The organism is Ensifer sp. LC163 (assembly GCF_001695855.1).
GTDB lineage: Bacteria > Pseudomonadota > Alphaproteobacteria > Rhizobiales > Rhizobiaceae > Ensifer.
Genome location: NZ_MBSS01000001.1, coordinates 638,237 through 650,861, shown reverse-complemented (window position 1 = coordinate 650,861; position 12,625 = coordinate 638,237). Strand labels below are relative to the sequence as shown.

Below are 12,625 nucleotides of genomic sequence, written 5' to 3'. Positions count from 1 at the left end.
CGAGCTCCAGTCGAAAAGGCGGTCCTTGTGGCCGCCTTCTCTTTTGCCCTCACGGCACCGCTTTTCCCGCTTGCGCAAGGCACCAACCCGCGCTAACACTTTCGCCCATGACAAGCGCACGCAACATTTCGATCTGGTGGTGGGCTCGCTGAGGCGGCCTTGACCAGTCATGCGTGATTGAGACATGAAGCCGCCCGGAGATTTCGAGGCGGCTTTTTCGTATTCTGGCCGTGTGGGAAAACCGGGCTTTTACGGAGCGAGATGAATGGCAACGGTAGTTCTCGAAGACGGTGCGGAAAGCTATACCACCAGGGGCGGCATCGTCGTCACCCGCAGGCGGCGCGAGGCCTCCTATGCGGAAGCGATTTCAAGCTATGTCGACAGGCTGGACGAGCGCCGCGGCGCAGTGTTTTCATCCAACTACGAATATCCCGGCCGCTACACCCGCTGGGACACGGCCGTCGTCGACCCGCCGCTCGGCATCTCCTCCTTCGGCCGCTCGCTCTGGATCGAAGCTTATAACGGCCGCGGCGAAGTGCTGCTGTCGATCATCGCTGATCACCTCAAGTCGGTCGCCGACATCACGCTCGGCGCCTTAACGGCGACCCGTCTCGACCTGACGATCAACGCGCCCGACCGCGTCTTCACCGAAGAAGAGCGCTCGAAGATGCCGACGGTCTTCACCGTGCTTCGGGCCGTCACCAATCTCTTCCATTCGGCCGAGGATGCGAGCCTCGGCCTCTACGGCGCCTTCGGTTACGATCTCGCCTTTCAGTTCGACGCCATCGACCTGAAGCTGAAGCGCCCGGACGACCAGCGCGACATGGTGCTGTTCCTGCCCGACGAGATTCTCGTCGTCGACCACTATGCCGCCAAGGCCTGGATCGACCGCTATGATTTCGCCAAGGACGGGCTTTCGACCGAAGGCAAGGCCGAGGAGATCGCCAGCGAACCCTTCCAGACAGTCGACAGCATTCCGCCGCATGGCGACCATCGTCCCGGTGAATATGCCGAGCTGGTCGTCAAGGCCAAGGAAAGCTTCCGCCGCGGCGACCTGTTCGAAGTCGTTCCCGGCCAGAAGTTCTTCGAGCGCTGCGACAGCAAGCCGTCGGAGATCTCCAACCGGTTGAAGGCGATCAACCCGTCGCCCTATTCCTTCTTCATCAATCTCGGAAACCAGGAATATCTGGTCGGCGCCTCGCCGGAGATGTTCGTGCGCGTGTCCGGCCGCCGGATCGAGACCTGCCCGATTTCGGGCACGATCAAGCGTGGCGACGACCCGATCGCCGACAGCGAGCAGATCCTCAAGCTCCTGAACTCCAAGAAGGACGAATCCGAGCTGACCATGTGCTCGGACGTCGACCGCAACGACAAGAGCCGTGTCTGCGTGCCGGGTTCGGTCAAGGTCATCGGTCGCCGGCAGATCGAGATGTACTCGCGCCTGATCCATACCGTCGACCACATCGAGGGGCGCCTGCGCGACGACATGGACGCCTTCGACGGCTTCCTCAGCCACGCCTGGGCGGTGACCGTGACCGGCGCGCCGAAACTCTGGGCGATGCGCTTCATCGAAAGCCACGAGAAGAGCCCGCGCGCATGGTATGGTGGCGCCATCGGCATGGTCGGCTTCAACGGCGACATGAACACCGGGCTGACGCTGCGCACCATCCGCATCAAGGACGGCATTGCCGAGGTGAGGGCGGGCGCGACGCTGCTCTACGATTCGAACCCGGAAGAAGAAGAAGCCGAGACGGAACTGAAGGCCTCTGCCATGATCGCAGCCATTCGTGACGCGAAATCCGCCAACGCCGGCAAGGCTGGCCGCGACGTCGCTGCCGTCGGCGCGGGCGTCAACATCCTGCTTGTCGATCACGAGGACAGCTTCGTGCACACGCTGGCGAACTATTTCCGCCAGACGGGGGCGACGGTGACGACGGTGCGCACGCCGGTGGCCGAGGAGATCTTCGATCGAGTGAAGCCGGATCTCGTCGTGCTTTCGCCCGGACCCGGCAATCCGAAGGATTTCGATTGCAAGGCGACGATCAAGAAGGCGCGCGCCCGCGACCTGCCGATCTTCGGCGTCTGCCTCGGCCTTCAGGCCCTTGCCGAGGCCTATGGCGGCGACCTCAGGCAACTGGCGATCCCGATGCACGGCAAGCCGTCGCGCATCCGCGTGCTGGAACCCGGCATCGTCTTCTCCGGCCTCGGCAAGGAGGTGACCGTCGGTCGCTACCACTCGATCTTTGCCGATCCGTCCAGCCTGCCGCGCGATTTCATGATCACCGCCGAAAGCGAAGACGGCACGATCATGGGCATCGAGCACACCAAGGAGCCCGTGGCCGCCGTGCAGTTCCATCCGGAATCGATCATGACGCTCGGTGGTGATGCCGGCATGCGCATGATCGAAAACGTGGTCGCGCATCTCGCCAAGCGGGCGAAGGTCAAGGCCGCTTAAGGAAAGTATTTGCAGACAGTCAGGCGCCGCCTCCGTACCAAGGGGCGGCGCTTTTCGTTGTTGGGCTTGTAGGCGTCTTCATGGGACGTTTGGCGTAGCAGGAATGAAAGCGGGAGTGAGCCGATCACCCCTTTGACAATCCGGCATCGTTGGCACATATGTTTTCCAGTAACCGCCTGCGCGAAATTCGCGCGGGCGGTTTTGCGTTTCAATGGGCTTGCGTTTGCAACTCGTTTGCATCTGCATGAGGAATGAAGAAGATGTCTCGATCCGATAACCGAACCGTCCTGCGGCTTGCCTTCTGGGGCATTCCGCTTTCTCTGGCCGTGCTGGGGCTGAAGCTTCTCGCCTGGTGGGTAACGGGCTCGGTGGCCCTTCTGTCCGATGGCCTCGAGTCCACGGTCAATGTGATCGCGGCGGTGATCGCCTATCTGATGATCGGCTATGCGGCGAAACCGGCGGATGCCGGCCATCCCTTCGGGCACCACAAGGCGGAGTATTTTTCCGCGGTTGTCGAGGGTGTACTGATCGTCGTTGCCGCTCTGCTGATCGTCTGGGAAGCGGTGCCGGCGATGATGGCGCCGGTGGTGCTGGAAGCGCCGGCGCTCGGCCTGGCGATCAACTTTGCAGCGGGCGTCCTCAACGCCATCTGGGCCTATGTGCTGATCAGTGCCGGTCGGAAACATCGCTCGCCGGCTCTTAGCGCCGACGGCCACCACATCCTGTCGGATGTCGTCACCTCGATCGGTGTTTTGATTGGCCTTGTTCTTGCCATTGCCACGGGCTACGCGATCCTTGATCCCTTGCTCGCCGTCATTGTCGCCTGCAACATCCTGTTCCAGGGCTGGATGGTGATCTCGCGGTCGATCGACGGGTTGATGGATCGGGCGGTGCCGGCCGAGGAGGAGGAGGCGATCAAGACGGCGATTGCCGCCAATGCCAAGGGATCGCTCGGGGTGCATGACCTCAAGACCCGCCAGGCAGGTCCGGTGATCTTTGTGGATTTCCACATGGTCGTGCCCGAAATGATGCCGGTGGGCGAGGCGCATGATATCTGCGATCGGATCGAGGACGCGATCCGCGCCGTTCATCCCGGCGCCAAGATCGCGATCCATGTCGAGCCGGAAGGTGAAAAGGCGCACGGCGTGCGCGTAAAAGTGAGTGGAGCACCACGAAAATGAGCAAGACTGACGTATCCGGCCTGTCGCAATTGGGCGCGAAGGTCGACCTGCCGCAGAGCCCCGACGAAGCGGTGCTTGAGCGCGTGCCGAGTGGCAACCAGGGCGCGGACTTCCTGGTGCGGTTCACCGCGCCGGAGTTCACTTCGCTCTGCCCGATGACCGGCCAGCCTGACTTCGCCCACATCGTCATCGACTACGTGCCGGATGAATGGCTGGTGGAATCGAAGTCGCTGAAGCTGTTCCTGCATTCCTTCCGCAATCACGGCGCCTTCCACGAGGATTGCACCATCGACATTGCAAGGCGGCTGGTAACGCTTTTGTCGCCACGATGGCTGCGCATCGGCGCCTACTGGTATCCGCGCGGCGGCATTCCGATCGATGTCTTCTGGCAGACCGGCAAGCCGCCGGAAGGGCTCTGGTTGCCCGACCAGGGCGTTCCCGCCTATCGCGGACGCGGATAGAAAATGGCGGGCCTACTGCATAATTCCTTAAATCGGGTCCGATTTAAGGAGAAAATTATGCAGCAGATTTAAGGTGTTACAGCGTCCTTTGCCCGTCATATTTGACGCGCGGCGCTGTAGCCCGCCATTTTCGTTTTGCGGCTCGTTACGACCGTCAGCCGAAGATCAAGGCTGCGCCGGCAAGTGCGGTGATGCCGCCGAGAACGCGCGCCAGCGCACCGCCGCCTGAGAGGCGACCGAGCATCATGCCAAGGCCGATGCCGGCCGCGTGAAGGGCGGCGGTTGCAATCAGGAAGCCGACGGCGAAGGGAAGCGCGCCGGCGCTGCCGAGTTCGCCGCCATGCGCATGACCGTGGAAGAGCGCGAAGAGGCCGACGATCGCTGCCGACGCGGCCGTATCGAGGCGCACGGCCATGGCCACCAGCAACCCCAGTGCGACGACCGAGGCGAGGATCGCGGGCTCGACAAAGGGAAGCTCGATGCCGGCGGTTGCCAGCGCGAAGCCGACGGCCATCATCGAAACGAAGGCCGTCGGCACGATCCATAGCGCCCGACCGCCAATCTGCGCCGCCCAGAGACCGACGGCGACCATGACCAGAATATGGTCGAGGCCGAAGAGTGGATGCGAGAAGCCGGCCGCAAACGAGCCGTGCTCGTCCGGGTTGAGATGTGCGAAGGCGGGTGCTGCGGATGCCATCAGCGCCGCCGCCGCAATCAGGATGCGTCTGTTCATATCTGTCCCCATGGATCGACAGGGCCTGGGAGGACAGCCCCGCCTTTGCTGCTTTTTGACGGGATCGATCTTATTGGGCTTTGGGTCTCTGTCCATACGGCATTTGACGGTGGCAGCGTTTACCATAGGCACAGTCCGGATTGCCGCTTTGTCGCCCCTTCGGTTTGTTGCATTGTCTTCGCGGTCGAGTCGCATTATCTGACTTTGACAGAGAAATTCATGAGACGCCGGAGAATCACGGATGAACGACAACGACGAGGAAGACAAGAACACCGAACTGCCCTTGGGCAAGGAAACGGAGGCGAACCTTTTCAAGTCGCGCTCGATTTTCATCTACGGCACGATCACGCAGGAACTGGCGCAGAAGGTGTGCTCGCAGCTCGTGGCGCTTGCGTCCGCCAGCGATGACGACATTCGCCTCTTCGTCAGCTCGCCGGGCGGCCACGTCGAATCCGGCGACAGCATTCACGACATGATCAAGTTCGTGAAGCCGAAGGTTTGGACGATCGGCACCGGCTGGGTCGCATCGGCCGGCGCGCTGGTCTATGTCGGCGTGCCCAAGGAGCGTCGCGTCTGCCTGCCGAACACCCGCTTCCTGCTTCACCAACCGTCGGGCGGCACCCGCGGCATGGCTTCTGACATCGAGATCCAGGCACGCGAAATCATCAAGATGAACGAGCGCCTGAACAGGATCTTCTCCGAAGCGACTGGCCAGTCGGTCGAAAAGATCGCCAAGGATACGGAACGCGATTATTGGCTGTCGGCTGAAGAGGCCAAGAACTACGGTCTCGTCTCGCGCATCATCACCTCGGTTTCTGATATCTGAGACCCGCATTCCGTCGGCAACGACGTTGAGGTCGCAAAGGGCATCGGCGGTAGCGCCGGTGCCCTTTTGCTTTGCCGAGCATCGCGCGAGAGGGGTGGCGGCCGCCCGCTTCATGTTTCGGCTCCCGGGAGCCTTGCTCCGTTTCGGCAAGCCGTGTATAGGCTTTGGCATGACCAAGGCCGACGCATATCGGATCGCTACGATCTCTGCCGCACACGATGACAATCGTGCGCCGTTGCGCGCCTTCGCCTCGCTTCTTCTTCTCGGCCTTACTCGCGGTTGCCGGGTTCGCTGAGGAGCGCCCGGCGGCCGAAAAGCCACGCCGGCAGATGCTCCTCGAATCCGATAGAGTTTTAGGACAAAGGCGCGCCCGCCGCGGCATTTGCCATCGCAATCCGATCCCCGATCGGTTATGGCAAAGCGGCTAGAGCGCTCAGTGATGAAGAGAAGCTGCAATGATCCAGAAATCCCATTCCATCAAGAACGGCATGCCGGAAGCGGCGGTGAAGTATCAGCCTTACCCGCAGATCGCGCTTGCCGAACGTACCTGGCCGTCGAAGACGATCACCCAGGCGCCGATCTGGTGCTCGGTCGACCTGCGTGACGGCAATCAGTCGCTCGTCGACCCGATGGGCCATGACCGCAAGGCGCGCATGTTCCAGCTGCTGCTGGACATGGGCTTCAAGGAAATCGAGATCGGCTTCCCCTCGGCCTCGCAGACGGACTTCGACTTCGCCCGCTGGTGCATCGAGGAGGGCAACGTCGCCGAAGACGTGTCCCTGCAGGTGCTGGTGCAGTGCCGGCCGGAGCTGATCACCCGGACCTTCGAGGCGCTTCAGGGCGCCCACAAGCCGATCGTGCATTTCTACAATTCCACGAGTGAACTGCAGCGCCGCGTGGTGTTTGCCAAGGATGTCGCCGGCATCAAGCAGATCGCGACCGACGCGGCCAAGATGATCACCGACATGGCGGCCAAGGCCGGCGGTGGCTATCGCTTCGAGTATTCGCCGGAGAGCTTCACCGGCACTGAGCTGGAAGTGGCGCTGGAGATCTGCAACGCCGTAACCGAGATCGTCAAGCCGACCCCGGACAACAAGCTGATCCTCAACCTGCCGTCGACCGTCGAGATGGCGACGCCGAACATCTATGCCGACCAGATCGAATGGATGTGCCGCAACCTCGACAATCGCGAGAGCCTGATCATTTCGCTGCATCCGCACAATGACCGCGGCACCGGCATCGCGGCGACCGAGCTCGGCCTGATGGCCGGTGCCGACCGCGTCGAAGGCACACTTTTCGGCAATGGCGAGCGCACGGGCAACGTCGACGTCGTGACGCTGGCGTTGAACATGTTCACCCAGGGCGTGGACCCGAAGTTGGACTGCTCCGATATCGAGCGGATCAAGGAAGTCTACGAGTATTCCAACCAGATGGTCATTCCGGAGCGCCACCCTTACGTCGGCGAACTGGTCTATACGGCCTTCTCCGGATCGCACCAGGACGCGATCAACAAGGGCATGAAGGCGATCAAGACCGCCAACAAGCCATTGTGGGAAGTGCCGTACCTGCCGATCGATCCGCGTGACGTCGGTCGCTCCTATGAGGCGATCATTCGCATCAATTCGCAGTCGGGCAAGGGCGGCATCGCCTATATCCTGCAGGAAGACTACGGCATCAACCTGCCGCGCAACCTGCAGGTCGAGTTCCGCGAGGACATCCAGCGCATCACTGACGAGGAAGGCAAGGAGCTACCCTCCAAGCGCATCCACGAGCGTTTCATCGAGCGTTATGTCGAGCAGCCGGGCGCGCGCATCAAGTTCGTCGATCACCACACCTATCCGGTGGGCGAACACAAGGGTGTGCGCGTGGTTTCGGCTGAGATCACCGACAACGGCGAGATCAAGCGCATCGAGGGCAAGGGCACCGGTCCGATCGACGGCTTCATCAACGCGCTGTCGATCTATCTCGGCGTCGATCTCTCGGTCGCCGACTACTCCGAGCATTCACTGCAGCACGGCTCGAACGCCGCCGCCATCGCCTACGTCGAGATGGAGCACCCTGGCGGCAAGCTGTTCGGCGCCGGCATCAACACGAACATCGTGGCTGCCTCACTGGAAGCGATCGTCTCGGCGGCAAACCGCGTGCTGGAAATGAAGCGCGGCTGATCACCAAAACGCCGCGCGCCCGAAACGGACGCGCGGCGTTTTCGATCGATACCTGACACAACTCTCAATCACGGTCTGGCAATGACGCGGGCGTCATGCCGGCCTGTCGGTCGCAAGGAGCCTGCCGGGCCCGCCGAGCCTTGCGATCGGGGTGACGCCGATCACGGTCGGCCCCGCGCTCGGCCGGCGCGCGCTCGCGCTCCTCGATTTTTACCCGTTCGCGATTGATGCGCCACTCCTCGCGGGCCGCCGCGACCGCCTGACGCTCGGGCGAGCTGGGTCGTTCTGCGGCTTCCTTTGCCGCGCGGTCGGCTTGAAGAAGCGCTGTCCTTGCATCGGCCGCGAGATCCACTCCGGCAACGGGCGCTGCGATGAGACCGTTCCCGAACGTTCGCGGAGGTCGCGGCTCAGCTACGCTTTCAAGGCGTGGACTCAGATCGTCGTTGCGACCGCTTCGGCGAGATCGTGCAGGCCGACGGTGGCAGACGGACCGACGACCACGAAGGACGCGCCGCCGCGCTGCCAGGAAACCATGCCAAGATCGTCGCGGATGCTTTCGGAGAACTTGTCGGACTGCGGGCTGTCGCTGTCCTTGAGGAAACAGATCGCAAACACATCGCCATCGGCATTGCGATAGATGAGTTGCGCGACGGGTTTGCTGTTGGCGACAAGCAGGCGCGCACCCTCGAAGTTCAGGCCCTTGCCGGTCAGGTTGGGAATGGTGAACGGGACACCGACGCTGGAGGCGAGCCATGTCTCGATCTTCGGCGCGTCGGAGGCCGGAACCTCGACGAGGCGTTCCTTCTGTCGCGAATAGATGCGGTGGTAGTCGGCGATGTCGTCAAGCCAGGTGCGTGCCGACGCGAGCTTCGTCGGCTCGGCGACGTTGTTGGCCGTGCCGATGATAAAGCCGGTGGCGCCACCGACCAACACCAGCGCCACGGATGCCGCCATGACACGTGGCCAGATGCGTGCACTGCGCACATTGGCGGCCGCTATGGTTACGCGTTCCGCCTTGGGATTGATGCCGGAGCCCTGCTTGATCTGACGCACCAGAGCCAGCGGAACGGGATCGTGAAGGAAATCCTCGAAAGCCGTGTCGCCGAAGGCGCTGCCCGCCTTCAGCTTTTCAAACAACGCCTTGGCGTCCTCGTCATGGGCGAGGAGTGTCTCGAGTTCAGTCTTTTCTGCCTCGCCGAGTTCGCCGTCGATATAGGCGCACAACCGGATTTCGAGCGCGTGACCTTTCGTCTGCTGCAACGGTCATGCCCTCCTTTCGGTGTTCTCGGAAATCATCGCGGCGAGCCTCAGGCGCGCCGTCGACAGCCTGCTCATCACCGTGCCGATGGGAATGCCGAGGATATCGGCCGTTTCGCGGTAGCTGTGGCCTTCGACATTGACCAGAAGGAAGGTGCTTGCCAGGCCCTCGGGCATAGAGAGGATCATCTTCTGCAGTTGATTGGCGTAGACGGCTTTCTCGGCGGAGGCCTCGACGCTCAGTTCATCCTGGTCGGACACATCGATCGTACCACTGCCGGTTCGGACCTTCCTCTTGCGGATCTCGTCGACCCAAAGATTGCGCGTCATGGCGTAGATCCAGCTTTCGAGGCGGCCTTCGCCGTTCCAGAGGTGACTGCGCGTAATCGCTCTTTCGCAAGCTTCCTGGACAAGGTCATCGGCATCATGTGCATTGCGCGTCAATGTCATCGCGAAGCGGCGCAATTTGGGCAGCAGGCTGACCAAGTCGCGTCTGAAGTCCTTCGTTTCTGCCGCTGGGCGCATTGCTCTTCCAAATGAAACGTGCGGGATCGTGTCTTTATTCGCCAAGTAATATCCACAGCGAATGATATGAAACATTTGGTCCTCAGTCTGCAAGGGAAGTCACGGATCGGAAAGCGAAATCTGTTCTTTCGCGCGCCATTATCCCAAAAACCTTCGCGCATCGGCGTTCCATCTCGCGGCGCTTTCGTTACCGTAAACTGCAAGGGCTGGCCGGCATTGCGCCAAAGTTCGGCCCGAATCTGATCGGTACTCATCCGCACAACTGCAGGTCGTTGTCGGGGGAAGTGTCAATGAACAAACAAGAATGCGGTAGCGGAAGACGTGACGGTCGGCGATCCACGGGGCGATCGCGTTCTGATCGGTTGCGGCCGGCGCGGGCCTGCATCCGGATTGCCGGGCTGACCGCGTTGCTGACAGGCCTTGCGGCCTGCCAGAGCGCGTCCCTCAGTGAAACCGGTTCGCTGTCGTCCTACAAGGATTTCGTCGCCAGCGACGGCATGGTGACCAAGACGAAATATCGGGTGGATTCCGCTTCGACCAAGAACGTCAAGACGGTGCATCTGATCCCGACGACCTTTGCCGCCAATGCCGATGTCGGCACGCTCGGCGACCCGCAGAAGAAGCTGGTGGCAACGGCCATCGACCGGTCGCTGTGCGAGGCACTCAGTGCACATTTCGATGTGGTACCGGTATCGAAGCCGGCGGATATGGCCGTGCGCTCCGTGGTCAGCAAGGTCAAGGCAACGAACGCCGTCGTCGCCGGCGTGTCGACTGTCACCACGGCGGTTTCCCCCGTGCCGGTTCCGCGCATTCCGATCGGCCTTGGCAGTCTCGCCGTCGAGGCGGAGGCCTTCGATGCGAAGGGCAAGCAGATCGCCGGGCTGACATGGGCGCGCGGAGCCAACATCCTGACCAACGGTTCGCGCGCGTCGACCGCTGCCGATGCGTTCGAACTGGCCGGCGATTTTTCCGACGATTTCAGTGCGTTGCTGGCAAAATCGAACGACCCGATGAAGTCCGGCTTCGAACTGCCGTCAATGAAGAACGTCTCGAACAGCGTCTCCTATGCCGTTACCGGCAAGTCGACCGATCCCGATTGCGCTATCTTCGGGCGTGGCTCGGGCGTGACGGGCATCGTCGGCGGCGCGCTGGGCCTGCCGCCGGAATGGACCGAGAAGAAGCGCATCTGAGGAAAGGCTTCTTGGGTCGATGCCGCGGCTGCCTTCCCATGTTCGGGAAGGCAGAGGGCATGCATCAATATTGTCTGACGCCGCCGAGCGATTGCAGCAGCGAGCGATAGGCCCAGCTGTCCTCGCCGCCGCGATCGCGGATCTCGACCAATTGTACGCGGGCATCCTCGATCTGACCCTGCTCGATCAGGGCCTGGCCCATGTAGGAGCGGGCGAGGATATAGTTCTCGTCGGCCTGAAGCGCGCACTTGTAATACTGCATGCCGAGTTCCATGCGGCCGGCCTTGCGGTTGGCATAACCGAGATAGTTCAGCACGCGGGCGCTTTTTTGATCCTTGACGGCGCCGAGAACCTTGATGGAGTTCTCATACTGACCGGCGTAGGCAAGCTCGCGGGCGGCCTCAAACAGGATGTCGTCGCTCAGATCGCTCTTCTTGGCGTTGACGCAGGCGTTCTTCTTGGCATCCCAGATCTTGCCATTGGTGCATTCGCTGCTCGTCTTGGTTTTCTTCGGCGGCTCGCTGGTGTCCTCGCCGGCGGCCATGGCCGTCTGCCCTGCAAAGGCAGCCGCGCTGGCGGCAAACAGGGCACATAGAATGGTCTTGCGGTACATCATGCCGATCTCCCATCATCTGCAATGGCGCCGAGCACACCATTTTCGGCACAGAGAATAGATCGCTCTGCCGGTTGTGGGAACCCGAACGGGAGTGTGACGCACGAACAGACGCATTTATTCGCCCGGCGACGAGGCTCCGGCGAAAAACAGGCCGGTCTGCTCGTTCAAGCGGCCTTCGGGCGAGGGGCCTAAAGCGCGCCGCGATCTTTCAGATCCGCTTGTTGCGCTTTAAGCTCGTGTTCCCTCGCATGTCGTTATCGCAAAACCGCTGCGCACTTTTGCGCGACATGACCTAGAAGCGGGTGGTTTCGACCAGCGTCGCGCCGGTCGCATCAGCGTTGAGCGCGTAGCGCTCGCGGGTGAGGTGCCAGTTACCGGCCTCACCGGCAATCGTGAACAGGTTGTAGGCGGCCTGCGGCTTGTGGCCGCCCGGCCCCTGCGACGCGGAGGAGATGCCGACGACCGGCACGGGGCCGTTCGGGCCCTTGAGCGAATAGACGGTGTTCAGGTGCGTGTGGCCGTGGATCACCAGTTCGGCACCGCCGGACGAGATCGTCGCTGCAAACCGGCGGATGCCGAGCATGCGCTTGTGCAGCGAGGTGGCACCGCGGATTGGCGGATGGTGGATCATCACCACGCGGAAGAGCCCGGCATCGCCCGCCTGGCGCAGCAGGTTGACGGTGGCCCGCGCCTGCCTCTGGCCGAAATATCCGCTGGCGGCAAAGGGCGGTGTCGCCACTGCGGTCGAGCAGCCGATCAGCGCCACCGGGCCGCGCACCCGCATATAGGGGAAACAACGGTGGCTCTCGTGCCAATTGGCCGGTGCGCCATCGGCGCGCATATAGGGATACCAGGCGCGCGTCGTCTTTTCGTAGGCGCCGGGCACATAGGCATCGTGGTTGCCCGGGACGATCGAGATGTTGGCGGGATCGCCGGCGTCCTCGAGCCAATCGGTGACCGCCGTGATCTCCCGCGACGAGGCGAGGTTCACCAGGTCTCCGGTGATCGCCATGTGGTCGGGATCGCGCTTCTCGATATCGGCCATCAGGCAGTCGAGCGTGCCCGTGAACAGGTGCCGTCTACGGTTCCGGTGCCAGTTGACGAAGCCGGTGATGCGCTTGGAGGCAAGCTCCCTCAAGGAGAGGTCGGGCAGAGGGCCGAGATGGACATCGGAGATATGGGCGAGTTTGAACATCATCCCCGTCTAGCGCATATT

At 62.2% G+C, this 12,625-nt stretch carries 12 protein-coding genes; 7 read left to right on the top strand and 5 right to left on the bottom strand.

The window, feature by feature from the left end; translation table 11 throughout:
• Positions 1-107 precede the first annotated feature (107 nt).
• The 4 genes from trpLE to queF all read left to right on the top strand — a co-directional run bounded on the left by trpLE (position 108) and on the right by queF (position 4,097).
• The gene (gene trpLE / locus BC360_RS32485; RefSeq protein ID WP_202618528.1) at positions 108-152 is read left to right on the top strand and encodes a trpE operon leader peptide TrpLE; all 45 of its coding nucleotides are present in this window, start codon (positions 108-110) and stop codon (positions 150-152) included.
• Between the two features lie 113 nt (positions 153-265).
• Entirely contained in the window at positions 266-2,455 is a 2,190-nt protein-coding gene (locus BC360_RS03195) for an anthranilate synthase (protein WP_065794170.1), read from the top strand.
• 260 nt (positions 2,456-2,715) lie between these two features.
• Positions 2,716-3,636, top strand: coding sequence for a cation diffusion facilitator family transporter (locus tag BC360_RS03190; RefSeq protein ID WP_065794293.1), 921 nt, complete (start codon positions 2,716-2,718; stop codon positions 3,634-3,636).
• Complete coding sequence (gene queF, locus BC360_RS03185; RefSeq protein WP_065786331.1) at positions 3,633-4,097, top strand: preQ(1) synthase; 465 nt, start codon at positions 3,633-3,635, stop codon at positions 4,095-4,097. The genes BC360_RS03190 and queF overlap by 4 nt, the downstream gene beginning before the upstream one ends.
• A gap of 154 nt (positions 4,098-4,251) precedes the next feature.
• On the opposite strand, the gene BC360_RS03180 is transcribed toward queF, so the two are convergent.
• The gene (locus BC360_RS03180) at positions 4,252-4,830 is read right to left on the bottom strand and encodes a HupE/UreJ family protein (RefSeq protein ID WP_065794169.1); all 579 of its coding nucleotides are present in this window, start codon (positions 4,828-4,830) and stop codon (positions 4,252-4,254) included.
• A gap of 241 nt (positions 4,831-5,071) precedes the next feature.
• Between BC360_RS03180 and BC360_RS03175 the strand changes: the two genes are divergently transcribed.
• Positions 5,072-5,656, top strand: a complete 585-nt coding sequence (locus tag BC360_RS03175; RefSeq protein ID WP_065786333.1) for an ATP-dependent Clp protease proteolytic subunit — start codon at positions 5,072-5,074, stop codon at positions 5,654-5,656.
• Between the two features lie 455 nt (positions 5,657-6,111).
• A complete protein-coding gene (gene leuA / locus BC360_RS03170; protein ID WP_065786335.1) occupies positions 6,112-7,821 on the top strand; it encodes a 2-isopropylmalate synthase in 1,710 nt (569 codons plus the stop codon).
• 432 nt (positions 7,822-8,253) lie between these two features.
• On the opposite strand, the gene BC360_RS03160 is transcribed toward leuA, so the two are convergent.
• Together BC360_RS03160 and BC360_RS03155 are read right to left on the bottom strand one after the other, a co-directional pair.
• Entirely contained in the window at positions 8,254-9,081 is an 828-nt protein-coding gene (locus BC360_RS03160) for an anti-sigma factor family protein (protein ID WP_065794167.1), read from the bottom strand.
• Between the two features lie 3 nt (positions 9,082-9,084).
• The gene (locus tag BC360_RS03155; RefSeq protein WP_053248203.1) at positions 9,085-9,603 is read right to left on the bottom strand and encodes an RNA polymerase sigma factor; all 519 of its coding nucleotides are present in this window, start codon (positions 9,601-9,603) and stop codon (positions 9,085-9,087) included.
• Between the two features lie 407 nt (positions 9,604-10,010).
• On the opposite strand from BC360_RS03155, the gene BC360_RS03150 reads away from it, so the two are divergent.
• Complete coding sequence (locus BC360_RS03150; RefSeq protein ID WP_208858144.1) at positions 10,011-10,793, top strand: DUF3313 domain-containing protein; 783 nt, start codon at positions 10,011-10,013, stop codon at positions 10,791-10,793.
• 64 nt (positions 10,794-10,857) lie between these two features.
• Here BC360_RS03150 and BC360_RS03145 read toward each other — a convergent pair whose 3' ends face one another.
• Both BC360_RS03145 and BC360_RS03140 read right to left on the bottom strand, forming a co-directional pair.
• On the bottom strand, positions 10,858-11,409 hold the full coding sequence (locus tag BC360_RS03145; RefSeq protein ID WP_065794166.1) for a tetratricopeptide repeat protein: 552 nt from the start codon (positions 11,407-11,409) through the stop codon (positions 10,858-10,860).
• A 292-nt stretch (positions 11,410-11,701) separates the two neighbouring features.
• Positions 11,702-12,604 carry a metallophosphoesterase family protein gene (locus tag BC360_RS03140; protein WP_065786992.1) on the bottom strand — a complete coding sequence of 301 codons (903 nt, stop codon included), beginning with the start codon at positions 12,602-12,604 and terminating at the stop codon, positions 11,702-11,704.
• Between the last annotated feature and the right edge of the window lie 21 nt (positions 12,605-12,625).